Here is a 25,361-nt window from a genome sequence, read left to right as displayed (position 1 = left end):
GCCGCCGCAGCGGTCATTCGCCGACTGAAATCGTCAGCGTCTCCTTGATTTCCTCCATCACGACATAGCTCTTCGACTGCACCGCGCCGGGCAATTGCAGCAGGATGTCGCCGAGCAGCTTGCGATAGTCGGCCATCTCGCCGATCCGCGCCTTGATCAGGTAGTCGAAATCGCCCGACACGAGATGACACTCGAGCACCTCGTCGATCTTCATCACTTCGCGGCGAAACTGCTCGAACATGTTGCCGCCCTTGTGGCCGAGCGTGATCTCGACGAATACCAGCAGCGCAGCGCCGAGCTGGCCCGGATCGACGCGTGCGTGATAGCCGGTGATGACGCCATCCCGCTCCATGCGCCGCACGCGTTCGATGCACGGCGTCACGGTCAGTCCGACCTGTTCCGCGAGGTCCTTCATCGCCATCCGGCCGTCGTTCTGAAGCAGTTTCAGGATGCGCCGGTCGAGCTTGTCGAGGGAGCGTACTGGCTGGCGTTGCGTTCTCATTTGTTTCTGCTGAAAACCTGAAAAATACGATAACAAAACCTACACATTCGACAATACCATAGCTCAAAAAACTAGATCAGCTAGAGGTTACACGGAGCCGCGGGTGCGCCCGGCCTCGACCTGATCCCATCCATCTGGAGCAGCTATGCGAGTCGTCATTCTGGGCAGCGGTGTGGTCGGCGTGGCAAGCGCGTATTACCTCGCGCGCGCCGGTCATGAAGTCACGGTGATCGACCGGGAGGCCGGCCCGGCGCTCGAGACGAGCTTCGCGAACGCGGGCCAGATCTCGCCGGGCTATGCCGCGCCATGGGCCGCTCCCGGCGTGCCGTTGAAGGCTGTCAAATGGATGTTCGAGAAGCATGCACCGCTCGCGATCCGCCTCGACGGCACGCGCTTCCAGCTGCAGTGGATGTGGCAGATGCTGCGCAACTGCACGGCCGAGCGCTATGCGGTCAACAAGGGCCGCATGGTCCGCCTCGCCGAATACAGCCGCGATTGCCTGCAGGCGCTGCGCGCCGACACCGGCATCCAGTACGAAGGACGCACGGGCGGCACGCTGCAGCTGTTCCGCACGCAGCAGCAACTCGACGGCGCCGCGAAGGACATCGCGGTGCTGCAGGAAGCGAACGTGCCGTTCGAACTGCTGTCGCCGGCCGAACTGAAGAACGCCGAACCCGCGCTCGCCGCCGTGTCGCACAAGCTGACGGGCGGCCTGCGCCTGCCGGGCGACGAAACGGGTGACTGCCAGCTGTTCACGACGCGCCTCGCGGCGCTCGCCGAATCGCTCGGCGTCAAGTTCCGCTACAACACGCCGATCGACGCACTCGCGATTGCCGGCGGCAAGATTGCCGGCGTGCAGTGCGGCAGCGAGACGGTGCGCGCGGATGCGTATGTCGTAGCGCTCGGCTCGTATTCGACCAGCTTCATCTCGAACCTGATGAAGATCCCGGTCTATCCGCTCAAGGGTTATTCGATCACCGCGCCGATCGTCAACGAAGCGGCCGCGCCCGTGTCGACGGTGCTCGACGAAACCTACAAGATCGCGATCACGCGTTTCGACCAGCGCATCCGCGTCGGCGGCATGGCGGAAATCGTCGGCTTCGACAAGAACCTGCGCGCAGCACGTCGCGAAACGCTCGAAATGTGCGTGAACGACCTGTTCCCGGGCGGCGGCGATACGTCGAACGCGACGTTCTGGACGGGCCTGCGCCCGATGACGCCGGACGGCACGCCGATCGTCGGCCGCACGCCGGTATCGAACCTGTTCCTGAACACCGGCCATGGCACGCTCGGCTGGACGATGTCATGCGGCTCGGGCCAGCTGCTGGCCGACCTGATCTCGGGCAAGAAGCCGGCGATCCAGGCCGACGACCTGTCGGTACACCGCTACCTGAAGGACGTGGCCGGCCAGACGCGTCCGGCATACGCGTAAGTCCAGACGGCTCGCCGCCATGCCGCGGCCGGCCGGCATCGAAAGGAAAGGTGCCCCGCGGGGCACCTTTTTCGCTTCGGTGAACGGGCAGCCGGATCGGAACCGGATGTCCGTCAATGCGAACCCACTCCCGGCGCCCTCTGCTTCGAGTCCGTCGCCGGCATGAAGACATGTTCCGAGCAGCATCGCCCTAACGCGATCTTCGCACCGGGAACCTCCCCTTCTTCGCTCAAAGCATGAAAAAGGGGCGCTCATCGCGCCCCTCGTCTTGCTGCTTATCGTTGAAGCAGCATGCCGCTTCAGCCGAGCTCGGTCACGAGTTCCGGCACGAGCGCGAACAGATCGCCGACAAGACCGTAATCGGCCACGCTGAAGATCGGCGCTTCCGGATCCTTGTTGATCGCGACGATCACCTTCGAATCCTTCATGCCGGCCAGATGCTGGATCGCACCCGAGATGCCGACCGCGATGTACAGCTGCGGCGCGACGATCTTGCCGGTCTGGCCGACCTGGTAGTCGTTCGGCACGTAGCCTGCATCGACTGCCGCGCGCGACGCGCCGAGTGCTGCCGACAGCTTGTCCGCCAGCGGCTCCAGCACCTTCGTATAGTTCTCGCCGCTACCCAGACCACGACCACCCGACACGATGATGCTTGCGCTGGTGAGCTCCGGACGATCGAGCTTCGTCACCTCACGGCTCACGAATTGCGACTTGCCTGCGTCCGCTGCCGCTTCGATCTTCTCGACCGATGCGCTTCCGCCTTCCGCTGCCACCGGGTCGAAACCCGTCGCACGCACCGTGATCACCTTGATCGGGTCGCTCGACTGCACCGTCGCGATCGCGTTGCCTGCGTAGATCGGACGCTCGAACGTGTCGGCCGAGTCCACTGCCGTGATGTCCGAGATCTGCGCGACGTCCAGCTTCGCGGCGATACGCGGGGCGATGTTCTTGCCGTAGGCGGTCGCCGGCGCGAGGATGTGCGAGTAGTCCTTCGCGATGTTCAGCGCCGTCGCCTCGACGTTTTCCGCCAGGCCTGCGGCCAGTTGCGGCGCGTCGGCCAGCAGCACCTTCGATACGCCTGCGATCTTCGCTGCCGCATCGGCCGCCGCTTGCGCGTTGTGGCCTGCCACCAGCACGTGGATGTCGCCGCCAATCTTCGCTGCCGCTGCCACCGTGTTCAGCGTCGCGGCCTTGATCGACGCGTTGTCGTGTTCTGCAATCACCAGAATCGTCATTTCTTTCCGCTCCCTCTTACAGCACCTTGGCTTCGGTCTTCAGCTTCTCGACCAGCGTCTTCACGTCCGGCACCTTCACGCCGGCCGCCCGCTTCGGCGGCTCCACCACCTTCAGCGTCTTCAGACGCGGCGCGACGTCCACGCCCAGGTCTTCCGGCTTCACCGTTTCCAGCGGCTTCTTCTTCGCCTTCATGATGTTCGGCAGCGTCACGTAGCGCGGCTCGTTCAGGCGAAGGTCGGTCGTCACGACCGCGGGCAGTTGAAGCGACAGCGTTTCCGCGCCGCCGTCGACTTCGCGTGCAACAGTCGCCTTGCCGTCGGCGATCGTCACCTTCGACGCGAACGTCGCTTGCGGCAGGCCAGCCAGCGCAGCCAGCATCTGGCCCGTCTGATTCGAATCGTCGTCGATCGCCTGCTTGCCGAGGATCACCAGTTGCGGCTGTTCCTTGTCGACCAGCGCCTTCAGGATCTTCGCGACGGCCAGCGGCTCGACGCTGTCGTTCGACTCGACGAGGATCGCGCGATCCGCGCCGATCGCCAGCGCCGTGCGCAGCGTTTCCTGCGCTTGCGCAACGCCCACCGACACCGCGATCACTTCCGTTGCCACGCCCGCTTCCTTCAGACGCACGGCTTCTTCCACCGCGATCTCGTCGAACGGGTTCATCGACATCTTCACGTTCGCGATGTCCACACCCGTGTTGTCCGACTTCACGCGGACCTTCACGTTGTAATCGACCACTCTTTTCACTGGCACCAGGATTTTCATGCACACGCTCCAAAGTTACGAATACGACCAGAGGCCATTCTATAGCGAGGCCTCATGACTGCGCGGCCAAGCGGACCAATCCATCGCGACTATCAAGGATAGCGCTCCGCTTCGGTGCGCCGGCAATAGCGAACGATCGTTCTATTTTAAAAGAGAAAAAACCCGGACGCAAAGCCCGGGTTTTCGATCATCGACTCTAATCGTCGCCGGGCGCGCCCAGTACTTCGCGTTACCAGGCAGCAATGACCGCGCCGCCGAACTTCTGCTCGATGAACTGCTTCACTTCCGCGGAATGATAGGCAGCGATCAGCTTCGCGACCCACGGCTTGCTGCGATCGGCCTCGCGAATCGCGAGAATGTTCGCGTACGGACCGTTCGGACCCTCGATTGCGATCGCGTCCTGTTTCGGCTTCAGGCCCGCTTCCATCGCGTAGTTCGTATTGATTGCCGCCGCGTCGACGTCGCCGAGCGAGCGCGGAATCTGTGCCGCATCGAGCTCGACGATTTTCAGCTTGCGCGGATTGTCGACGATATCGAGCGGCGTCGCCTTCAGCCCGGCGTCCGCGCGCAGCTTCAGCAGCCCCTGCTTTTGCAGCAACAGCAGCGCACGGCCGCCGTTGGTCGGGTCGTTCGGCACCGCGATGCGCGCACCCGGCTTCAGCTCGGCCAGCGACTTCACCCGCTTCGAATAGATGCCCATCGGGAACGTAACGGTATCCGCGACCTTGATCAGCTTGTAGCCGCGGTCCTTTACCTGCGCCTGCAGATACGGATCGTGCTGGTAGCTGTTCGCATCGAGATCGCCGGACGCGAGCGCCGCGTTCGGCTGCACGTAGTCGGAGAATTCGACGACGCGGATATCGAGGCCGCTCTTCGCCGCGACCTTCTTCACCACTTCCATGATCTGCGCGTGCGGGCCGCCCGTCACGCCCACCTTGATGGTTTCCGCCTGCGCGTGCGCGCTCGTGAACAGTACGGCCGCACCGAGTGCAGCCGCGAACTTCAGCATGATGCGTCGTTGCATCGTCTCCCCCAACGGATGATTGTCGCTTTTACTTGTGGCTCAGCCGGCGCACCAGCCAGTCGCCGAACGATTGCACGATCTGCACGAACACGATCAGGATCGCGACGACCGTCCACATCACTTCCGGCAGGTAGCGCTGATAGCCGTAGCGGATCCCGAGATCGCCGAGCCCGCCGCCGCCGATCGCACCGGCCATCGCCGAATAGCCGACCAGCGACACGAACGTGATCGTCAGGCCCGCGACGATGCCCGGCAGCGATTCGGGCAGCAGCACCTTGAAGACGATCTGCGACGTCGTCGCGCCCATCGACTGCGCGGCCTCGATCAGCCCGCGGTCGACTTCACGCAGCGCGGTTTCGACCAGCCGCGCGACGAACGGCGCGGCCGCGAGCGTCAACGGCACGACCGCCGCGGCCGTGCCGATCGACGAACCCGTGACGAGCCGCGTGAACGGAATGACCGCGACCAGCAGGATGATGAACGGCGTCGAGCGCACCGCGTTCACGATGCCGCCGAGCACGCGGTTCACGCCGAGGTTCTGCAGCACGCCCTGGCGGTCGGTCAGATAGAGCAGCACGCCGAGCGGCAGCCCGACGAGCGCGCCGACCGCCCCCGAGATGCCGACCATGATCAGCGTCTCCCAGAACGACTGCACGAACATATCGAACATCTCACTCAACATACGAAAGCTCCTCTACCACCACACCTTGCTCGCGCAGGAACGCAAGCGCTTCCCCGACCTTGCCCGGCTCGCCGCCCGCGAGCACCGCGAGCGATCCGAACGCCTGCCCCTGGATCTCGTCGATCTGGCCGTGCAGGATGTTGAAATCCAGTTCGTACCGGCGAATCGTCTCCGACAGGATCGGCTGGTCGACGCCCGAGCCGGTGAACGCGAGCCGCAGCAAATGCCCGCTGCCCGTCTTCAGCCGCTCGGCCACACGCGCCTTCAGCGCCGGCGGCAGCTCCTGCGCGATCACGTCGCCGATCAGCGCGCGCGTCACTTCGTGATGCGGCTGCAGGAACACGTCGATCACCCGGCCCTCCTCGACCACGCGACCCGCGTCGAGCACGGCGACGCGATCGCACACCTGCTTGATCACTTCCATCTGGTGCGTGATCAGCACGATCGTCAGGCCGAGCTCGCGGTTGATGCGCTTCAGCAGGTCGAGAATCGAACGGGTGGTTTCGGGATCGAGCGCCGACGTCGCTTCGTCCGACAGCAGCACCTTCGGCTTGCTCGCAAGCGCGCGGGCAATGCCGACGCGCTGTTTCTGGCCGCCGCTGATCTGCGCCGGATATCGATCCTTCTGCGCGGACAGCCCGACAAGGTCGAGCAGCGGCAGCACGGCCGCCTCGATGTCGGCGCGGCTTGCGCCGGCCAGCTCGAGCGGCAGCGCGACGTTCTCGAACACCGTACGCGACGACAACAGGTTGAAGTGCTGGAAGATCATGCCGATTTCGCGGCGCGCTTCGCGCAGCGCACCGGCCGGCAGCACCGTGAGATCGCGCCCGCCGACGACGACGTTGCCTTCCGTCGGCCGCGTGAGCAGGTTGATGGTGCGCACGAGCGTGCTCTTGCCGGCGCCGCTTCGGCCGATGATGCCGAACACCTCGCCCTGCGGGATCGTCAGATTGACGTTGTGCAATGCGTCGACCCAGCCGGTCGGCCCGGGGAAACGCTGCGACAGATTGCGTAATTCGATCATGTAAACAAAACGGCGACCGCCTGGCGAAGAGGCCCGCCAGTCGGCCGCCGATGCATCTGGAGTAACCGACGATTTTACCGCAAACGCCTCATTCCCCTTAATAATCGATTTCGATCTTTTCATAACCACACGAAATTAGAGGGGCGCCGCGAGGCCGTGACGGGAATGCCGCGACTATGATCCGGAAACACCGATGCCAACGAAACAGGGGACACGCCAGATGACCGTCATCACCACGCCGGCCACCGCATCCGCCACCGCTGCGCCGGGCCCGGCGGCGTCGCCCGCGCCGCGAATGGGCCGACTGCGTACCGCGGATGGGCTCGAACTGGCGTCATATCGCTGGCCGGCCGGCGACGGCACCGCGCCGCCGCGCGCGACGATCGCGCTCGTGCACGGCCTCGCCGAGCATGCGGGCCGCTACGCCGCGCTTGCCGCCAGACTGAACGCGGCCGGCATCGAAGTGCTGGCAATCGATCTGCGCGGGCACGGCCAGTCGCCCGGCAAGCGCGCGTGGGTCGAGCGCTTCGACGGGTACCTGATCGATGCGGATGCGCTCGTCGCGGAAGCCGCCCGCGACGATACGCCGCTCTTCCTGATGGGTCACAGCATGGGCGGCGCCGTCGCGGCGCTCTATGCGATCGAGCGCGTGCCGGCGCGCGGGTACGCGCTGGCGGGGCTCGTGCTGTCGAGCCCGGCGCTCGCGCCGGGACGCGACGTGCCGCGCTGGATGCTCGCGATGAGCCGCATCATCAGCCGTATCTGGCCGACCTTCCCTGCGATCAGGATCGATGCGGCGCTGCTGTCGCGCGATCCGGCCATCGTCGCGGCCAATCGCGCCGATCCGCTCGTGCACCACGGCGCGGTGCCGGCACGCACCGGCGCGGAAATCCTCGATGCGATGGCACGCATCGAGCGCGGCCGCGGAGCGCTGCGCACGCCGGTGCTCGTCTACCACGGCACCGACGACAAGTTGACCGAGCCGGATGGAAGCCGCGCGTTCGGCGCCCGCGTCGGCTCGACCGATCGCACGCTGACGTTATACGAAGGCGGCTTTCACGAAACGATGAACGATCTCGAGCGCGACCGCGTGATCGACGCGCTGATCGCGTGGATTCACGCGCGCGCGCCGGCCCGTTGAGCAGACGCGACCGCCACTCGCCTCAGATGCCGGCCAGCACGCGCAGATGCGCGACGACGCTGCGCCCGAGCGCCGACAGGTTGTAGCCGCCCTCGAGGCAACTCACGATGCGGCCCTGCGCGTGTCGGCGCGCAACGTCGACGATCTGCGCGGTCAGCCACTCGAAATCGGCCTCGACGAGGCCGAGGTTGCCGATGTCGTCCTCGCGATGCGCGTCGAAGCCCGCCGATACGAACAGCATTTGCGGCTTGAACGCGTCGAGACGCGGCAGCCAGAACATGTCGACCGCTTCGCGGATCGCCATCCCGTTGCTGCGCGCGGGCATCGGCAGGTTGACCATGTTCGGCGCCTGGTGATCGACGCCCGAGAACGGATACAGCGGATGCTGGAAGAAACTGCACATCAGCACGCGCTCGTCGTTCGCGAACGCGGCTTCGGTGCCGTTGCCGTGGTGCACGTCGAAATCGACGATCGCGACGCGCTCGATGCCGTGGACGTCGAGCGCATGCCGCGCGGCGATCGCGACGTTGTTGAAGAAGCAGAAGCCCATCGCGCGCGCGGGTTCCGCGTGATGGCCCGGCGGCCGGACACTGCAGAACGCATTCGCGTAGCGGCCTTCGATCACCGCGTCGGTCGCCGCGATCGCGGCGCCGGCCGCGCGCAACGCGGCACGCCACGTGTCGCGGTTCATCAGCGTGTCCGGATCAATCTCGACGTAGCCGTCGACGGGCGTCATGCTGCGGATGTAATCGATATGGGCCTGCGTATGCACGCGGCCCAGCGCGACCTCGCTCGCGAACGGTGCGGTCTCGTGCACGATCAGATCGTCGATGCGGCTCGCGATCAGTTGATCCTGGATCGCCGACAGTCGCGCCGGACATTCCGGGTGCCATTCCCCCATCTCGTGCAACATGCAGTCGGGGTGCGTATAGAAGGCGGTTGCCATAAGCTGTCATCTGCGGCGCTTGGCGCGCCGCACGTCTCCATCAATGATGTCCATCGTCTGCCGCGAATTCGCCGCTAACTTACCACAACGGTGCGCTGCCTCGCCCCGGCACGCGGGATGCGTCGGGTATACTGCGCCGAACCCCATCGCCCTGTCCGCCCGCTTCGACATGAATTCCAGCAAGCCTGCCGCCCTACTCTCCGCGCTGTTCCGTGTTCGCGTTCCGCTCGTTGCCGCTGCCGTCGTCGCCACGCTGGCCGCCGCGCCCGCCGTTGCACAGACACAGCCTGCGACGCCCGCCGGCACCCAGGTCGCGCAAGCACAACCGCAGCAGCCTGCACCGCAAGGTCAGACGTTCGAAGAGGAAATCGTCCCGCAGCGTTACGCGAACAACGCGCAGGTCGACGCATTCATCGACGAGCTGGTGAGCCGCGACAGCTTCGATTCCGCGAGCCTGCACGCGCTGTTCTCGCGCATCAGCTACTCGGCAACCGCCGTCAAGCTCGTGCGGCCCGCGCCGACGCCGTCGATCAAGAACTGGCGCGTCTATCGATCGCGCTTCATCGAGCCGATCCGCATCAATGCGGGCGTGAAATTCTGGAAGGCGAACCAGGCGACGTTGCAGCGCGCGTCCGAGGAATTCGGCGTGCCGCCGGAGGTGATCGTCGGGATCATCGGCGTCGAAACGATCTATGGCCGCTACATGGGCAACTTCCGCGTGCTCGACGCACTGACGACGCTCACGTTCGACTATCCGGACACGCCGAATCGCGAGAGCCGCCAGGCGACCTTCCGCAAGAACCTCGAAGACTTCCTCGTCTGGACGCGCGACAACCAGCTCGACCCGACCACCGTGCTCGGCTCGTACACGGGCGCAATCGGCATCCCGCAGTTCCTGCCGAGCAGCATCCGCGAGTATGCGGTCGATTTCGACGGCACGGGCCACGTCGACCTGCGCAGCAGCCCTGCCGATGCGATCGGCAGCGTCGCGAACTACCTGAAGCAGCACGGCTGGGAAACCGATCGTCCGGTGGTCTGGCGCATCACGCCCGACACGGGCAGCCTCGGCATCGCGCAAGCGGCAGCCGACGGCCAGCCCGAGCCGCACTGGGCGCTGTCGCAACTGTTGCGCGCAGGCATGACGCTCAACGAGCCGATGGTCAACATCACCACCGAAGCCGGCACGCCGGTCACCGTGGTCGACCTGCCGTCGCCGGGGCGCGCGACCGAATACATGCTCGGCCTCAAGAATTTCTACGTGCTGACGCGCTACAACCGCAGCTTCTTCTATGCCCTCGCGGTATATCAGCTTGGCGAAGCCGTGAAAGCGCAGATGGAAGCGAGCGGCGCGCTCCCGCTGCCCGCGGTGGATACACAGGCACAATAAGCGCTAAGCGCGACCCGCCCAAATAAAAAGCGCCGCATATGCGGCGCTTTTTATTACGTGCATGGTGCGTACCGCCAGGGCTCAAGCAGGGAATACGCCGGTCGACAGGTAGCGGTCGCCGCGATCGCAGACGATGAACACGATCGTCGCGTTCTCGGCCTGACGCGCGATACGCATCGCGACTTCACATGCGCCGCCCGACGAAATGCCGGCGAAAATGCCTTCGACGGCGGCGAGCCGCCGCGCCATCGTTTCGGCCGCGGCCTGGCTCACGTTCTCGACGCGATCGACGCGGCTGCGATCGAAAATCGTCGGCATATAGGCTTCCGGCCACTTGCGGATACCGGGAATACGCGAGCCGTCTTCCGGCTGCGCGCCGACGATCTCGATCGCCGAATTCTGCTCCTTCAGATAGCGCGACGTGCCCATGATCGTGCCCGTCGTGCCCATCGCCGACACGAAATGCGTGACGCGGCCTTCGGTGTCGCGCCAGATCTCCGGGCCCGTCGTTTCATAGTGCGCGACCGGATTGTCGGGGTTTCCGAACTGATCGAGGATCACGCCCTTGCCTTCGCGCTGCATCTGCTCCGCGAGGTCGCGGGCCAGCTCCATCCCGCCCTTCAACGGCGTAAGGATGATCTCTGCGCCGTAAGCGGCCATGCTCTGGCGGCGCTCGACCGACAGGTCTTCCGGCATGATCAGCACCATCTTGTAGCCGCGGATCGCCGCCGCCATCGCGAGCGCGATACCCGTGTTGCCGCTCGTCGCCTCGATCAGCGTATCGCCCGGCTTGATCCGGCCGCGCGCCTCGGCCTTGCTGATCATCGACAACGCCGGACGATCCTTCACGGAGCCGGCCGGGTTGTTGCCTTCCAGCTTCGCGAGCACCACGTTGTTGCGTGCGCGAATCTCGTCGTCCGCCAAACGGACCAGTTGTACGAGCGGCGTATTGCCGATCGTGTCTTCGATAGTTTTGTAAGCCATGGAGATACCGTGAGTACGAGGCCGATCAATCGATTGATTGTAAACCAGTGCCGCGGCTCGCGCCGGCAACCCCATTGCGACGATGGAATAGACTCGTCGCACGATCCGCGATCGCACACACGCGGCATGCACGCAAAAAGCCCGCGGCACGCCGCGGGAAGCCGTCGCAACGACGGCGACTGAAGGAGCCTTTCGTCTGGTGCGCGTTACTTTTGTGCGGTGCGGGCCGGTGCCGCGGCGGGTTTCGCCGCAGCCGGTTTGCCGATGGCAGGCGCCAGCGCTGCCGAACCCGCAGCACCGATCGTCAAGCCTTCCTGCCGAAGACGCTCGACCGTATGGCCGCCCATGCCTTTCACGCGCGACGCGAGATCTTCTGCATTCCTGAACGGGCCGCGCGCGCTGCGCTCGTCGAGAATCGCCTTGGCCCGCGCAGGACCGATGCCCTTGATGCCCACGAGCGCATCCTCGTTCGCCGTGTTGACGTCGACGGCTGCCCAGGCCGACGCGATCGCGCCGAGCATGGCAACTGCAGCAAACCATTTCCTGATCATGTGCTGGATCTCCGATGAAAACGGCCGGCGGCTGCCGACCGTGAGACCCAGTCTATCGATGCAGCGCTTGCGTTTAAACCTGGCCGGACAGCCAACGTACGTAGCGGTCGACACCTTCCTGCACGGTGAAGAACGGTGCATCGTAGCCGGCCGCGCGCAGTTTCGTCTGATCGGCCTGCGTGAAGCACTGGTACTTGCCACGCAGTGCATCGGGGAACGGCACGTATTCGATCAAGCCCTGCTCGACCTGCTGCGCGAGCGTCAGCGGCGGCAGGTTGTCGAGCGCGCGCAGCGTGTTCACGACCGTCGACGCGATGTCGTTGAACGGTTGCGCACGGCCGGTGCCGAGATTGAAGATGCCCGACTTCTCCGGATGATCGAAGAAGAACAGGTTCACCTTCGCGACGTCCTCGACCGACACGAAGTCGCGCGTCTGCTCGCCCGGCGCATAGCCGTTGTACTCGCCGAACAGCTTGACCTTGCCTTCCGCACGGAACTGGTTGAAGTTGTGGAACGCAACCGACGCCATCCGGCCCTTGTGCGTCTCGCGCTGGCCATACACGTTGAAATAGCGGAACCCGGCGATCTGGCTCTTCGCGCTCGGCAGCACACGACGGATCACCTGGTCGAACAGGAACTTCGAATAGCCGTAGACGTTCAGCGGCGCTTCGACTTCACGCTCCTCGACGAAACGCGTCGAGCCACCGTAGATCGCGGCCGACGATGCGTACAGGAACTGCGCGCCTTGCGCGAGGCATGCGTCGAGCACCGCGCGGCTGTAGCGGAAGTTGTTGTCCATCATGTAGCGGCCGTCGGTTTCCATCGTGTCCGAACAGGCGCCTTCATGGAACACCGCGCGTACCTTGCCGAAATCGCCGCGCGCGAAGCGCTCGACGAATTCCGTCTTGTCGAGATAGTCGTCGATCTCGCAATCGACGAGGTTGCGGAACTTGTCCGCGCGCGTCAGATTGTCGACCGCGACGATGCGCGTCTCGCCGCGCTCGTTGAGCGCCTTGACGATGTTCGCGCCGATAAAACCGGCTGCGCCGGTAACGATAATGGTCATGACCGTCCTGCCTGAAAAGTACGAGACATCCCGGCGACGCACTGGCGCCGCCGCCGGATGCGCTCAGTGAAACAGTTCGTCGTAGTCGACGGTAGCCGTGCCGAGCTTGCCGACCACGATGCCCGCCGCGCGGTTGGCAAGCACGACGGCATCGACGAGCGGCACGCCTGCGCCGAGCATCGTCGCGACCGTCGCGATCACCGTATCGCCCGCGCCGGATACGTCGTACACCTCGCGCGCAAGCGCCGGCGCATGCAGTTCGCCCGTGTCGGAAAAGAGCGTCATCCCCTCTTCCGAACGCGTGAGCAGCAACGCGTCGAGGTCGAGTTCCTCGCGCAGCTTGGCGACGCGCACGCGCAAGTCGTCTTCCGATTTCCACTGACCGACGACTTCGCGCAACTCGGCGCGGTTCGGCGTGATCAGCGATGCGCCGCGATAGCGCGCCCAGTCGCCGCCCTTCGGATCGACGAGCACCGTCTTGCCGGCCGCGCGCGCCTTCTCGATCATCGTCGTCACGTGGGTCAGACCGCCTTTCGCGTAATCCGACATCAGCACGACGTCATGCTGCGGCAGCAGCGCATCGAAATGCGCGAGCCCGGCAAGCAGCACCTCGTGCGTCGGCATCGCCTCGAAGTCGACGCGCAGCAGTTGCTGCTGGCGTGCGAGCACACGCAGCTTGATCGTCGTCGGCAGCGCGGCATCGCGTTCGAGATGAGGCGTCACGCCGCTGCTGGCGAGCAGCTCGACGATCCGCTCCCCGGGCTCATCGCAGCCCACGACGCACAGCAGCCCGGCCTGAGCGCCGAGCGTGACGGCGTTGCGCGCGACGTTGGCCGCACCGCCGAGCCGCTCTTCCTGCCGCTGCACGTGCACGACCGGCACCGGCGCCTCCGGGGAAATGCGGTCGACGTTGCCGAACCAGTAGCGGTCGAGCATCACGTCACCGACAACGAGCACACGCGAGCGCGCAAGTTGCTCGCGCGGTACCGGCACCACTTCGCGAAGAATGGTCATCGCGGTCATCCACGGGAGAGCGACTGGGGATCGACATGCGGGCGCCCGATCGCGTAGTAATCAATGCCGAGTTCGGCCATCGCATCCGGCTCGTACAGGTTGCGCCCGTCGAAGATCACCGGTGCCTTCAATTCTGTTTTCAGGCGCGTGAAATCCGGGCTCCTGAATTCCTTCCACTCGGTGACGATCACGAGCGCGTCCGCTGCCGCCACGGCCGCATCTTGCGTATCGACGAAATGCAGGCGCGCGAGCGCGTCGGGCTTTTCGCCGAGGTCGAGCGCGAACACGCGGCGCGCCTCGTCGATCGCGACCGGGTCGTACGCACGGACGGTCGCGCCGCGCCCGACCAATGCGGCGATCAGCCGGCGGCTCGGCGCCTCGCGCATGTCGTCCGTATTCGGCTTGAACGCGAGGCCCCAGACCGCGAATTCGCGGCCGCTCAGATCCGCGCCGAAGCGCTGCTCGATCTTGCCGATCAGCACGTCCTTCTGCGCAGAGTTGGCCGCTTCGACGGCTTCCAGGATGCGCAGCGGCTGGCCGTTCTCGCCGGCCGTGCGGATCAGCGCCTGCACGTCCTTCGGGAAGCACGAGCCGCCGTAACCGATGCCTGCGTACAGGAAGTGATAGCCGATGCGCGGGTCGGAACCGATCCCGCGGCGCACGGCTTCGATGTCGGCGCCGACCTTGTCTGCAAGATTCGACATCTCGTTCATGAACGAGATACGCGTTGCCAGCATTGCGTTCGCCGCATATTTCGCGAATTCCGCCGAACGCACGTCCATGTAGATCGTGCGCTCGTGATTGCGGTTGAACGGCGCGTACAGCTTCTTCATCTTTTCGCGCGCGACCGTGCCCGTCTCGTCGTCATCGACGCCGATGATGATCCGGTCCGGACGCATGAAGTCCTCGACCGCCGCCCCCTCCTTCAGGAACTCCGGATTCGACACGACCGAAAAGCGATGCGCGACGCTGCCCGCGAGCCCGCGTGCGCCGAGTGCCTCGTCGACCACGGCGCGTACGCGTTGCGCGGTGCCGACCGGCACCGTCGACTTGTCGACGATCACCTTGAAGCCCGTCATGTGACGGCCGATGTTGCGCGCGGCCTCGAGCACGTATTGCAGATCGGCCGAGCCGTCCTCGTCGGGCGGCGTGCCGACCGCGATGAACTGGATCTCGCCGTGCGCGACGCTTGCTTCGATGTCGGTCGAGAACCGCAGGCGCCCCGCCGCGCGGTTGCGCGCGATGATGTCCTGCAGACCGGGTTCGTGAATCGGCATCCCGCCGTTGTTCAGGATTTCGATCTTGCGCGGATCGACGTCCAGGCAGAAGACGTCGTGGCCGATCTCGGCGAGACAGGAACCCGTGACGAGACCGACATAGCCGGTGCCGATGATGGTGATTTTCATAGATGCTCCGGTACTTCCCGGTAATTGACTAACTTCCCCGCCGGGAGGAACCCGGCGGCAACCGCTGCGCGTCGGCGCCGTAGCCGGAATCAGCCCGGCATCGCAGGCTCGACGCGGCGCGGCGCATAGGTTTCCCAACCGCTGCACCCCGGGCACTGCCAGTAAAAGAGCCGTGCGCGGAAACCGCAATTCTGGCACGTATAGCGTGGCAGATTTTTGGTGCGCTGCCGGATCAGCGTGCGCATCATTTCAAGTTCCTTGCGGCGCGGCTCGTCGGCGGCCGCGATCTGCGCATCGAGCAGATGCAGCATGCCCGACAGGTTCGGTGCCTTCTCCATCTGCGCGCGCGCGAGCATATGCGCCGCTTCCTGGCCGCGCAGCCCTGCGATGTGCTGGTACGCAATATCGAGCAGGTCGTTCGACGGATAACGGTCGACGTAGTCCATCAGCAGTTCGGCGCCCTCGACCGGCTTGCCGAGTGCGACGTAGGCCTTCATCAGCTTGTCGGCAACGAGCGGCAGATAAGCCGGATTCTGCTTTTCCACACGCTTCCAGTGCTCGATCGCCGCCGCGGGGTCGCCCGCCGCTTCGGCCGCATCGCCGGACAGGATCGTCGCGCGAACGTTCTGGGAGTTCGCGACGAGCGCGAGCTTCAGTTGCTCGGCCGCGGCCGCCGCGTTCTTGCGCTGCAGCGCGTCCTGCGCAAGTTCGCAATGGAACTGCGCGATTTCGGTGCCGAGCGACTTCTCGCTCATCGACTCGATGCGCTTCGCGGTATCGATCGACTTGTTCCAGTCCTTCTCGATCTCATAGATCGTCAGCAGCGCCCGCTGCGCGCCCAGCGCGTAGTCGCCGTCGGCGAGCCGATGGAACGCCTCCTCGGCGCGATCGAGCAGCCCGGCCTTCAGAAAATCCTGGCCGAGTTCGTACAGCGCGTGATCGCGCTCGTTGACGGGCAGATCGGTGCGGCTCAGCAGGTTCTGGTGCACGCGGATCGCGCGGTCCGTTTCACCGCGGCGGCGAAACAGGTTGCCGAGCGCGAAGTGCAGTTCGACCGTCTCCGGGTCGAGCTTCGCGACCTCGATGAACGCGTCGATCGCCTTGTCGGGTTGTTCGTTCAGCAGAAAATTCAGGCCGCGAAAATACGATCGCGGCAAGTTGGCGCTCTCCGACAGGAGATTCTTCAGGTCATAGCGTGACGCCGCCCAGCCGAGCGCAAACGCCACCGGAATCGCGAGCAACCACCAGAAATCCAGATCCATGCGAAATATCGAAGCAGAGACGAAAACCGCGCGAGCCTCGCGCGGCGTCCGTGTTAAATGACGGGCGGCATCGGCGGCTGGTCGACGACGGCCGGGGTTTCGCGCGCCGCGCGCAGATCGCGCTTCAAGCGCCCGTTCTCGAGACGCAAACGGAAGATCGCAGGCAGCGCGGACAGCAGGCCAGCCACCAGCCCCACGGCGAAGAACGCGAGACCGATCAGGATCAGCGGCGCCTGCCATGTGTAGCCGGCAAGGAAATTCAGCGTCGCGGTTTGCGTATTGGCCAGCGCGAGCACCAGCAGCAGCACGAACACCAATACCCGGATCAGCCAGACGATAAACTTCATGTAGCCCTCTCTTTGTTGAGGTTTGCCGCGGCGCGCGACTCCCCTTCGCAGCGCCGAATCGACCCGTATTGTAAAGGAAGCGTTTCCGCGGCACCGCACATCCTGCGCGCGGGGGCTGCCACGCGGTCGCCGGAAATGAAAAAAGCGCCCGCAAGGGGCGCTTTTTTCTTCAGCCTTCGCCGGATGGGTTCCGGGCACACCGAACGACGCTCAACGCTCGTCGTCCGGATCATCATCAGCTTTCAGCGGCTCGCCGGCGCGGCCGTCGACGCGTTCGCGCAACTCCTTGCCAGGCTTGAAGTGCGGCACGAACTTTTCGGGCACCTGCACTTTCTCCCCCGATTTCGGGTTGCGTCCGACGCGCGCCGGGCGACGGTTGAGGCCGAAGCTGCCGAAACCCCGAATTTCAATGCGATGCCCTTTCGCCAGGGCGTCGGACATCGCATCGAGCATCGTTTTCACTGCGAAATCCGCATCCTTGAGGACAAGTTGCGGAAATCGCAATGCCAGCTGCGCGACCAACTCGGATTTGGTCATACTTCAGCAGACCTCGTAAGGCTTACTGGTTCTGGCCGTCGAGCTTCGCCTTCAGCAGCGCGCCGAGGTTGGTCGTACCGGTCGCAGCCGAGCTGGTGTCCGACTGCAGGCCGCGGATCGCTTCCTGTTGTTCAGCCGAATCCTTCGCCTTGATCGACAGGTTGATGCCACGCGACTTGCGATCGATGTTGATCACCATCGCGTTGACCTTGTCGCCTTCCTTCAGCACGTTGCGTGCGTCTTCGACGCGATCCTGCGAGATTTCCGATGCACGCAGGTAGCCTTCGATGTCGCCCGTCAGCGTGATGACCGCGCCCTTCGCATCGACCGACTTCACCACGCCGTCGACGATCGAACCCTTGTCGTTCATTGCAACGTAGTTGCTGAACGGGTCGCCTTCGAGCTGCTTGATGCCGAGCGAAATGCGCTCCTTCTCGACGTCGATACCGAGCACGATTGCTTCGACTTCGTCGCCCTTCTTGTACTTGCGAACAGCTTCTTCGCCGGCTTCGCTCCACGACAGGTCCGACAGGTGAACCAGGCCGTCGATGCCGCCCGGCAGACCGATGAACACGCCGAAGTCGGTGATCGACTTGATTGCGCCCGTGATCTTGTCGCCCTTCTTGAAGTTGCGGCTGAAGTCATCCCACGGATTCGGCTTGCATTGCTTCATGCCGAGGCTGATACGACGGCGGTCTTCGTCGATCTCGAGGACCATGACTTCGACTTCGTCGCCCAGCTGGACAACCTTCGACGGCGCAACGTTCTTGTTGGTCCAGTCCATTTCCGACACGTGGACCAGGCCTTCGATGCCCGATTCCACTTCGACGAATGCGCCGTAGTCAGTGATGTTCGTGACCTTGCCGAACAGGCGCGTGCCCGACGGGTAACGGCGCGAGATGCCTTCCCACGGATCGTCGCCCAGTTGCTTGATGCCCAGCGAGACGCGGTTCTTCTCTTGGTCGAACTTGAGGATCTTCGCGGTGACTTCCTGGCCAACCGACAGGACTTCGCTCGGGTGACGCACACGACGCCATGCGATGTCGGTGATGTGCAGCAGGCCGTCGATGCCGCCGAGGTCGACGAACGCGCCGTAGTCGGTGATGTTCTTGACCACGCCGTTGACGATCGCGCCTTCCTTCAGCGTTTCGAGCAGCTTCGCGCGCTCTTCGCCTTGCGTTGCTTCGATCACTGCACGACGCGACAGCACGACGTTGTTACGCTTGCGATCGAGCTTGATCACGCGGAACTCGAGCGTCTTGCCTTCGTACGGGGTCGTGTCCTTGACCGGACGCGTGTCGACCAGCGAACCCGGCAGGAACGCGCGGATGCCGTTGACCATCACGGTCATGCCGCCCTTCACCTTGCCGGTGATCGTGCCGGTGACGAGTTCGTTGTTGTCGAGGGCCTTTTCCAGCGACAGCCACGATGCAAGGCGCTTCGCCTTGTCGCGCGACAGGATCGTGTCGCCGTAGCCGTTTTCGAGTGCGTCGATTGCGACGGACACGAAATCGCCCGACTGCACCTCAACCTCGCCCTGATCGTTCAGGAATTCCTCGATCGGAATGTAAGCCTCGGACTTCAGGCCTGCATTGACGACCACGAAGTTGTGGTCGACGCGCACGACTTCGGCGGAAATCACTTCGCCGGCGCGCATGTCTTGGCGGGTCAGCGACTCTTCGAACAGAGCCGCAAAGGATTCGGTATTCGGGGTGGAGGTTTGCAGGTCGGACATAAAAATCTGATTGTGCATGGATCGCTGTGCCACGCCGGCCGGAATGGCAGGCTGAAAGGGCCAGATCGAGACCATACGGGGTTAAGGGTTTGAAACACGCTCCACGCTTGCGGCGCGGAGCACCTACCGCTGCCTGCCTTCTCAGGCCGGCTGACCGAGCGCCCGGTACCACTGCAGCACCTGGTCGACGGCTTCATCGACCGAAAGCGCCGACGTATCGAGCAGCTTGGCATCTGCTGCGGGCTTCAGCGGCGCGGCCGCGCGATTGCTGTCGCGCGCGTCACGCTCACGCAGATCCCGGAGCAAGTCATCTATATTAGCAGAAAAACCTTTTTGCATCAATTGCTTATGCCGTCTGGTCGCGCGTGCCTCGGCGCTGGCCGTCAGGAACACCTTCAGCACGGCGTCCGGGAAGATCACGGTGCCCATGTCGCGGCCGTCGGCGACGAGGCCCGGCGTCTTGCGGAACGCGCGCTGGCGCGCGACGAGCGCGGTACGCACCGGCCCGTGCACGGCGATGGCGGACGCGCGGTTGCCCACCGCCTCGGCGCGGATGTCGTTCGACACGTCGACGCCGTCGAGCTGCGCGCAGCCTTCGCGGAACGTGATGTGGAGATCGTCGATCAGTTTTACAAGCGCGTCGATGTCCTCCGCCGCGATGCCGTAGCGCACGCTCGCGAGCGCCGCGAGACGGTACAGCGCGCCGCTGTCGAGCAAGTGGAAGCCCAGATGGGCAGCGACGAGCGCCGCGACGGTGCCCTTGCCGGAAGCAGTCGGGCCGTCGATCGTGATGACGGGAGTCGGGTGAAAGGGTCGGGTCGATTTCATCGGGTCAGTCGGGTCAGGCTTTGGCGAGCGCGGCGAAGCGGTCGAAATAGTCGGGGAACGTCTTGCCGACGCACTTCGGATCGTTGATCCGCACGGGCACACCGCCCAGGCTGACGAGCGAGAAGCACATCGCCATCCGGTGATCGTCGTACGTGTCGATCGCCGCGTTCGGCGTGAGCTGTTGCGGCGGCGTGACGACGAGATAGTCGGCGCCCTCCTCGACGATCGCACCGACCTTGCGCAGCTCGGTCGCCATCGCGGCGATGCGGTCGGTCTCCTTCACGCGCCAGCTCGCGATGTTGCGCAGCGTGCTCGTGCCGCTCGCGAACAGCGCCGCGACCGCAATGGTCATCGCCGCGTCGGGAATCAGGTTGAAGTCCATGTCGATCGGCTCGAGCTTGCCGTGGTCGTGGCCGATGCCGCGCACCTCGATCCAGTCGTCGCCCATCGTCACGTTCGCGCCCATCTGCATCAGCGCGCTCGCGAAGCCGACGTCGCCCTGGATGCTCGCGCGCCCCACGCCCTCGACGCGCAGCGGGCCGCCGCCGAGTGCGCCGGCCGCGAGGAAGTACGAGGCCGACGACGCATCGCCCTCGACCATGATCCGGCCCGGCGAACGATAGCGCACGCCGGCCGGCACGATGAAGCGTTGCCAGCCGTCGCGCTCGACGCTCACGCCGAAGCGCTCCATCAGCCGGATCGTGATGTCGATGTACGGTTTCGAGATCAGCTCGCCGTCGACTTCGACGACGGTCTTTCCGTCCTTCGCCTTCACGAGCGGCAGCGTCATCAGCAGCGCGGTGAGGAACTGGCTCGACACGTCGCCGCGCACGCGGATCGGCGCGTCGACCGTGACGGTCGCGGGCTTGATCCGCAGCGGCGGATAGCCTTCGTTCAGTTCGTAGTCGATCTGCGCGCCGATCTGCCGCAGCCCGTCGACGAGATCGCCGATCGGCCGCTCGTGCATGCGCGGCACGCCGTGCACGCGATAGTCGCCGCCGTTGACCGCGAGCGCGGCCGTCAGCGGCCGCACGGCCGTGCCCGCGTTGCCGAGGAACAGATCGGCCGTCTTCGCGGTGAATGCGCCGCGCGTGCCGGTGACGACACAGGTGTCGCCTTCGCGATCGAGTTTCACGCCGAGCTTGCCGAGCGCATCGAGCATCACGCGCGTGTCGTCGGAATCCAGCAGGTTGGTGATCGTCGTGTCGCCTTCGGCGAGTGCCGCGAGCAGCAGCACGCGGTTCGAGATGCTCTTCGAGCCGGGCAGACGCACGGTGCCCGATGCGCTGGAATACGGGCCGAGATCGAGATAGTCCATGGGAATCGTCCTGTTATTTCTTGACCGGTTCGGCGGCGGGCTGCGCACCGCGCTCCTGCCATGCCTTGCGTGCAGCGCGCGAGCGCGCGAACACGGCTTCGAGCGCCGCGCCGTCGCCGGCGTCGATCGCGTCACGCAGCCGTGCGAGCACGCGCGTATAGCCATCGAGTTCGTCGAGCAGCGCCGCGCGATTCGCGACGCACACGTCGCGCCACATTTCCGGGCTCGACGCCGCGATCCGCGTGAAATCGCGGAAACCGCCGGCCGCGTACGAGAATTTCAGTTCGGCATCCGCCTCGCCGAGAATCTGCTCGACGAGCGCGAACGACAACACGTGCGGCAGATGGCTGATCGACGCAAACACGCGATCGTGCTGCGCCGTGCTCATCATGCGCACGTCGGCGCCGGTCGCCCGCCACATCGCGTCGATCCGCGCGACCGCTTCACGTGCATTCTCCGGCAGCGGACACAGCACGACGTTGCGGCCGACGTACAGATCCGGCAGCGCGGCTTCGACGCCGCTCGACTCGCGCCCGGCGATCGGATGCCCCGGCACGAACTGCGCGATCCGCTCACCGAGCGCTGCGCGCGCGGCCGCGACGACGTCGGACTTGGTGCTGCCCGCATCGGTCACGATCGTCGCGTCGCCGAGCCACGGCGCAATACGCGCGAGCAGCGGGCCCGTTTGCGCGACCGGTGCGGCCAGCAGCACGAGATCCGCGCCGGCCAGCGCGTCGCGCAATTGCGCGTCATCGTCGAGCGCAGCCGCGCGATCGATCACACCGAGCGCCAGCGCGCGTTCGACCGACGCACGCAAGCGGCCGACGCCGACGACTTCGCCCGCGCTGCCCGGCGTGCGCTCGCGCAATGCGCGAGCCAGCGATCCACCGATCAGGCCGACGCCGAAGATGACCAGTTTGTTGAATGCAAAGCCTGACACGACAAGAGCCAAGTGACGCGCGCGGAACGACGCCCCGCGCACGGAAGTCCAGATTCCGGGCAACGAGCCCGCACCCGGCGCGATCTGCGCCGGATGCCGCCCGAACCCGCCTTCGGCAGCGCCGCCCGGCCTGCCTTGCCCGCTTCGCCGCGCCGCCTGCGCGTGGCAGGCGACGGGCCGCTGCGCGTCAGCGCGCGCGCGGATACGAACCGAGTATCTTCAGGAACGCGGCCTTCTGGCCGAGCTCCGCGAGCGCGGCGGCCACGGCCGCCTCGTCCCGGTGCCCTTCGATGTCGATGTAGAAGTAATACTCCCACGTGCCGACGCGCGCGGGACGCGACTCGAAGCGCGTCATCGACACGCCGTGCCGCGCGAGCGGTTCGAGCAGCTTGAATACGGCGCCCGGCTCGTTCTTCACCGAGACGATCAGCGATGTCTGGTCGTGACCGCTCTGCCCCGCCGGCTGCTTGCCGACGATCACGAAACGCGTGCGATTGTGCGGATCGTCCTGAATCAGCGAGAACGCGATCTGCAGCCCGTAGTGCGCGGCCGCGCGATCGCCGGCGATCGCCGCGACGCTCGGATCGGCCGCGGCGAGACGCGCGGCCTCGGCGTTGCTCGACACGGCCTGCCGCTCGAGTTGCGGCGCGTTCGCGGCCAGCCACTGCTGGCATTGCGCGAGCGCCTGCGCATGCGCGCAGACGCGCGTCACGCCGTCGAGCGTGCCGTTCTGCGTGAGCAGGTTGTGATGAATCGGCAACGCGAGCTCGCCGCTGATCAGCAACTGCGTCTGCAGCAGCAGGTCGAGCGTGCGCGACACGGCGCCTTCGGTCGAATTTTCGACCGGTGCGACGCCGAATGCGGACGCACCCGCCTCGACCGAGCGGAACACCTCGTCGACCGACGGGCACGGCAGCCCCTCGATCGACTGGCCGAAATACTCGAACATCGCCTGTTCGGTATACGTGCCGACCGGCCCGAGGAACGCGACGTGGATCGTCTGTTCGAGCGCGCGACTCGCGGCCATGATCTCGCGCCAGATGGCGCTGATGTGGTCGCTCGCGAGCGGGCCCGCGCTCATGTCCTGCAGGCGCGCGATCACCTGCAGCTCGCGCTCCGGCCGGAACACCGGCGCGTTGTAATGCTTCTTGACCTCGCCCACCTCGAGCGCCACCGCGGCGCGCTGGTTCAGGAGCGCGATCAGCTGCGCGTCGATCGCGTCGATGCGGTCGCGCAGCGGTTTCAGGCGGGAATTCAGTTCGTCGTCCATGCGTTTTGCCGTGCAGTTTGAACAGCGTCGCGCTCAGGCGCCGCGCTGCTCGAAGTCCTTCATGTACTCGACGAGCGCTTTCACGCCCTCGAGCGGCACCGCGTTGTAGATCGACGCCCGCATGCCGCCGACGGACTTGTGGCCCTTCAGCTGCAGCAGCCCGCGCGCCTTTGCGCCGGCAAGGAAGTCTTCATTGCGCGTTTCGTCGGCCAGGAAAAAGGGCACGTTCATCCGCGAACGCACCGCCGGCTCGACCTTGTTCAGATAGAAGCTGCTCGCATCGATCGTGTCGTAGAGCAGCTTCGCCTTCTCGATATTGCGTGCCTCCATCGCCTCGAGGCCACCCTGCCGCTTCAACCACTGGAACACGAGGCCCGCGATATAGATCGCATAGGTGGGCGGCGTGTTGTACAGCGAGTTGTTCGCGGCGACGGTCTTCCATTCGAATGCGGACGGGCAGATCGGCTGCGCGCGATCGAGCAGATCCTCGCGCACGATCAGCACCGTCACGCCGGCCATCCCGATGTTCTTCTGCGCGCCGCCGAACAGCACGCCGTATTTCGCGACGTCCATCGGGCGCGACAGGATGTGCGACGACACATCCGCGACGAGCGGCACGTCGCCGAGATCCGGAATCTCGAACGTCTCGACGCCGTCGATCGTTTCGTTCGTACACAGATGCACGTAGGCCGGATCGTCCGACAGCTGCCACTCGGCGCGGCCCGGCGCGCGCGTGAACCCGTCGGCCGTCTTGCCCGACGCGGCCAGATGCGGCGTGCCGTATTTCTTCGCCTCGTTGAACGACTTCTGCGACCACGAGCCCGTCACGACGAAGTCGGCCGTCTTGCGCGAGCCGAGCAGGTTCATCGGCACGATCGCGTTCTCGGCAATGCCGCCGCCCTGCAGGAACAGGATCCGGTGGCTCGCCGGCACGCCGAGCAGCTCGCGCAGGTCGGCCAGCGCCGCCTCGTGGATCGACATGAATTCCTTGCCGCGATGGCTCATCTCCATCACGCTCATGCCGCTGCCATGCCAGTCGAGCATTTCGTCGGCAGCCTGCCGCAGCACTTCCTCGGGCAGCGCCGCAGGGCCGGCGGAGAAATTAAAGACGCGCATCGTGAAAACCTCGGGAGGGACGCGACCGGCGGCTTGCCGCCGCGTGTCAGTTGCAATTGGGCCGCGCCAGAAAAGGAATGGCCGCTTGCGCTCGCGCGCAAACGGCCATTATCGCACTGTCATCAGGCTCCCGCCAAACCCGGCCGAACGGCCGGGCGCGTGCCCGGACGGCTTACTTGCCCGGCTTGACTGCCGCGACTTCCTTGTCAGCCTGTGCGCGCGTTGCCTGGATCGCTTGCGGCATGTACTTCTGCATCAGGCCGTTGACCACGTCGCGGCCAACCTGATCCTGAACCTGGATGAACTTGCGGCCCGTCGGGCTCTTGTAGAACGTCGTCAGATCCTTGATCTCCGACGTGCTGTAGTACTTCGCGTATGCGTCGTACTGAGCCGACATCGCGTCGCTCTGGAACTGCTGCGTACCGAACACCTTGCCCGCGCCGTCAACCAGCTTCGGCACCGCGTTCTTCTGCAGCGTCGGCACGGCAGCCTGCTTCTGCTTGTCGTTCAGCGTCTTGTTTTCCGACAGCGCGTCCGACAGGATCGCCGGAACGAGTTGCTTTGCCTGCATTTCGGCGCTGTTGCCGATAGCCGACACGAGCTTCGGCGCGTCGATCGCGTCGAGCAGATCCTTGATCGCCGCCTTCTTGTCGGCGTCGATCGGCGCAGCTGCTGCGGTTGCAGCCGGCGCGGAATTCGACAGCGCTTGCGCCATCGCGAACGTCGGCACCAGTGCAGCCAGCAGAACCAGTTGCTTGAATTGCTTTTGCATCATCACTCCCTCTTGGAAATATGAATGGTTGCTCGCCGACCGCGGCGTCTTACGCCTGCGGCGGCTCGAGTCTCAT

At 65.2% G+C, this 25,361-nt stretch carries 25 protein-coding genes; 3 read left to right on the top strand and 22 right to left on the bottom strand.

Annotated elements, in window-relative coordinates; genetic code table 11:
* Positions 1–13: 13 nt before the first annotated feature.
* The gene (locus BME24068_RS24620; RefSeq protein ID WP_096507579.1) at positions 14–502 is read right to left on the bottom strand and encodes an Lrp/AsnC ligand binding domain-containing protein; all 489 of its coding nucleotides are present in this window, start codon (positions 500–502) and stop codon (positions 14–16) included.
* A gap of 145 nt (positions 503–647) precedes the next feature.
* Here BME24068_RS24620 and BME24068_RS24615 point away from each other — a divergent pair, with 145 nt between their 5' ends.
* Positions 648–1,934 carry a D-amino acid dehydrogenase gene (locus BME24068_RS24615; protein ID WP_174927683.1) on the top strand — a complete coding sequence of 429 codons (1,287 nt, stop codon included), beginning with the start codon at positions 648–650 and terminating at the stop codon, positions 1,932–1,934.
* A 299-nt stretch (positions 1,935–2,233) separates the two neighbouring features.
* On the opposite strand, the gene BME24068_RS24610 is transcribed toward BME24068_RS24615, so the two are convergent.
* The 5 genes from BME24068_RS24610 to BME24068_RS24590 all read right to left on the bottom strand — a co-directional run bounded on the left by BME24068_RS24610 (position 2,234) and on the right by BME24068_RS24590 (position 6,665).
* Complete coding sequence (locus BME24068_RS24610; RefSeq protein WP_174927682.1) at positions 2,234–3,169, bottom strand: electron transfer flavoprotein subunit alpha/FixB family protein; 936 nt, start codon at positions 3,167–3,169, stop codon at positions 2,234–2,236.
* Positions 3,170–3,185: 16 nt separating this feature from the next.
* Positions 3,186–3,935, bottom strand: a complete 750-nt coding sequence (locus BME24068_RS24605) for an electron transfer flavoprotein subunit beta/FixA family protein (RefSeq protein ID WP_174927681.1) — start codon at positions 3,933–3,935, stop codon at positions 3,186–3,188.
* Positions 3,936–4,164: 229 nt separating this feature from the next.
* A complete protein-coding gene (locus tag BME24068_RS24600) occupies positions 4,165–4,959 on the bottom strand; it encodes a MetQ/NlpA family ABC transporter substrate-binding protein (RefSeq protein WP_174927680.1) in 795 nt (264 codons plus the stop codon).
* Between the two features lie 28 nt (positions 4,960–4,987).
* Positions 4,988–5,641: a methionine ABC transporter permease gene (locus BME24068_RS24595; protein ID WP_044844825.1), complete on the bottom strand. Its 654-nt coding sequence runs from the start codon at positions 5,639–5,641 to the stop codon at positions 4,988–4,990.
* Entirely contained in the window at positions 5,631–6,665 is a 1,035-nt protein-coding gene (locus BME24068_RS24590; protein WP_096503762.1) for a methionine ABC transporter ATP-binding protein, read from the bottom strand. The genes BME24068_RS24595 and BME24068_RS24590 overlap by 11 nt, the downstream gene beginning before the upstream one ends.
* Positions 6,666–6,885: 220 nt before the next feature.
* Here BME24068_RS24590 and BME24068_RS24585 point away from each other — a divergent pair, with 220 nt between their 5' ends.
* Entirely contained in the window at positions 6,886–7,806 is a 921-nt protein-coding gene (locus BME24068_RS24585) for an alpha/beta hydrolase (RefSeq protein ID WP_096503760.1), read from the top strand.
* A 22-nt stretch (positions 7,807–7,828) separates the two neighbouring features.
* Here BME24068_RS24585 and BME24068_RS24580 read toward each other — a convergent pair whose 3' ends face one another.
* Positions 7,829–8,752, bottom strand: coding sequence for a histone deacetylase family protein (locus BME24068_RS24580; RefSeq protein ID WP_096503758.1), 924 nt, complete (start codon positions 8,750–8,752; stop codon positions 7,829–7,831).
* A 43-nt stretch (positions 8,753–8,795) separates the two neighbouring features.
* Here BME24068_RS24580 and mltB point away from each other — a divergent pair, with 43 nt between their 5' ends.
* Positions 8,796–10,139 (top strand): lytic murein transglycosylase B, encoded by a 1,344-nt coding sequence (gene mltB, locus BME24068_RS24575; RefSeq protein WP_162826226.1) that lies wholly within the window; start codon positions 8,796–8,798, stop codon positions 10,137–10,139.
* Positions 10,140–10,220: 81 nt separating this feature from the next.
* Here the strand turns inward: mltB and cysM are convergent, their stop codons facing one another.
* From cysM to BME24068_RS24500, 15 genes are all read right to left on the bottom strand, one after another.
* Positions 10,221–11,123, bottom strand: a complete 903-nt coding sequence (cysM, locus tag BME24068_RS24570; protein ID WP_096503756.1) for a cysteine synthase CysM — start codon at positions 11,121–11,123, stop codon at positions 10,221–10,223.
* A gap of 206 nt (positions 11,124–11,329) precedes the next feature.
* Entirely contained in the window at positions 11,330–11,674 is a 345-nt protein-coding gene (locus BME24068_RS24565; RefSeq protein ID WP_096503754.1) for a ComEA family DNA-binding protein, read from the bottom strand.
* A gap of 73 nt (positions 11,675–11,747) precedes the next feature.
* The gene (rfaD, locus tag BME24068_RS24560; RefSeq protein ID WP_096503752.1) at positions 11,748–12,740 is read right to left on the bottom strand and encodes an ADP-glyceromanno-heptose 6-epimerase; all 993 of its coding nucleotides are present in this window, start codon (positions 12,738–12,740) and stop codon (positions 11,748–11,750) included.
* A gap of 63 nt (positions 12,741–12,803) precedes the next feature.
* A complete protein-coding gene (gene rfaE1, locus BME24068_RS24555; RefSeq protein ID WP_174927679.1) occupies positions 12,804–13,754 on the bottom strand; it encodes a D-glycero-beta-D-manno-heptose-7-phosphate kinase in 951 nt (316 codons plus the stop codon).
* A 5-nt stretch (positions 13,755–13,759) separates the two neighbouring features.
* Entirely contained in the window at positions 13,760–15,160 is a 1,401-nt protein-coding gene (locus tag BME24068_RS24550) for a UDP-glucose dehydrogenase family protein (RefSeq protein WP_174927678.1), read from the bottom strand.
* Between the two features lie 89 nt (positions 15,161–15,249).
* The gene (lapB, locus tag BME24068_RS24545; protein ID WP_096503748.1) at positions 15,250–16,422 is read right to left on the bottom strand and encodes a lipopolysaccharide assembly protein LapB; all 1,173 of its coding nucleotides are present in this window, start codon (positions 16,420–16,422) and stop codon (positions 15,250–15,252) included.
* 53 nt (positions 16,423–16,475) lie between these two features.
* Positions 16,476–16,769, bottom strand: a complete 294-nt coding sequence (locus BME24068_RS24540) for a LapA family protein (RefSeq protein WP_096503746.1) — start codon at positions 16,767–16,769, stop codon at positions 16,476–16,478.
* Between the two features lie 210 nt (positions 16,770–16,979).
* Positions 16,980–17,306 (bottom strand): integration host factor subunit beta, encoded by a 327-nt coding sequence (locus BME24068_RS24535; protein WP_096503744.1) that lies wholly within the window; start codon positions 17,304–17,306, stop codon positions 16,980–16,982.
* Positions 17,307–17,328: 22 nt separating this feature from the next.
* On the bottom strand, positions 17,329–19,041 hold the full coding sequence (rpsA, locus tag BME24068_RS24530; RefSeq protein WP_096503780.1) for a 30S ribosomal protein S1: 1,713 nt from the start codon (positions 19,039–19,041) through the stop codon (positions 17,329–17,331).
* 141 nt (positions 19,042–19,182) lie between these two features.
* Positions 19,183–19,869, bottom strand: a complete 687-nt coding sequence (cmk, locus tag BME24068_RS24525; protein ID WP_006476573.1) for a (d)CMP kinase — start codon at positions 19,867–19,869, stop codon at positions 19,183–19,185.
* 13 nt (positions 19,870–19,882) lie between these two features.
* Positions 19,883–21,187 carry a 3-phosphoshikimate 1-carboxyvinyltransferase gene (gene aroA / locus BME24068_RS24520; protein WP_174927677.1) on the bottom strand — a complete coding sequence of 435 codons (1,305 nt, stop codon included), beginning with the start codon at positions 21,185–21,187 and terminating at the stop codon, positions 19,883–19,885.
* A 13-nt stretch (positions 21,188–21,200) separates the two neighbouring features.
* Positions 21,201–22,127 (bottom strand): prephenate dehydrogenase, encoded by a 927-nt coding sequence (locus tag BME24068_RS24515; RefSeq protein WP_174927676.1) that lies wholly within the window; start codon positions 22,125–22,127, stop codon positions 21,201–21,203.
* Positions 22,128–22,314: 187 nt separating this feature from the next.
* Complete coding sequence (gene pheA, locus BME24068_RS24510; RefSeq protein ID WP_174927675.1) at positions 22,315–23,397, bottom strand: prephenate dehydratase; 1,083 nt, start codon at positions 23,395–23,397, stop codon at positions 22,315–22,317.
* A gap of 33 nt (positions 23,398–23,430) precedes the next feature.
* A complete protein-coding gene (gene serC, locus BME24068_RS24505) occupies positions 23,431–24,513 on the bottom strand; it encodes a 3-phosphoserine/phosphohydroxythreonine transaminase (protein ID WP_174927674.1) in 1,083 nt (360 codons plus the stop codon).
* Positions 24,514–24,685: 172 nt separating this feature from the next.
* Entirely contained in the window at positions 24,686–25,285 is a 600-nt protein-coding gene (locus tag BME24068_RS24500) for a DUF2059 domain-containing protein (RefSeq protein WP_059448245.1), read from the bottom strand.
* Between the last annotated feature and the right edge of the window lie 76 nt (positions 25,286–25,361).

The organism is Burkholderia anthina, from assembly GCF_902498995.1.
Taxonomy (GTDB): Bacteria; Pseudomonadota; Gammaproteobacteria; order Burkholderiales; family Burkholderiaceae; genus Burkholderia; species Burkholderia anthina.
This window is presented reverse-complemented; position numbering and strand designations above follow the sequence as displayed.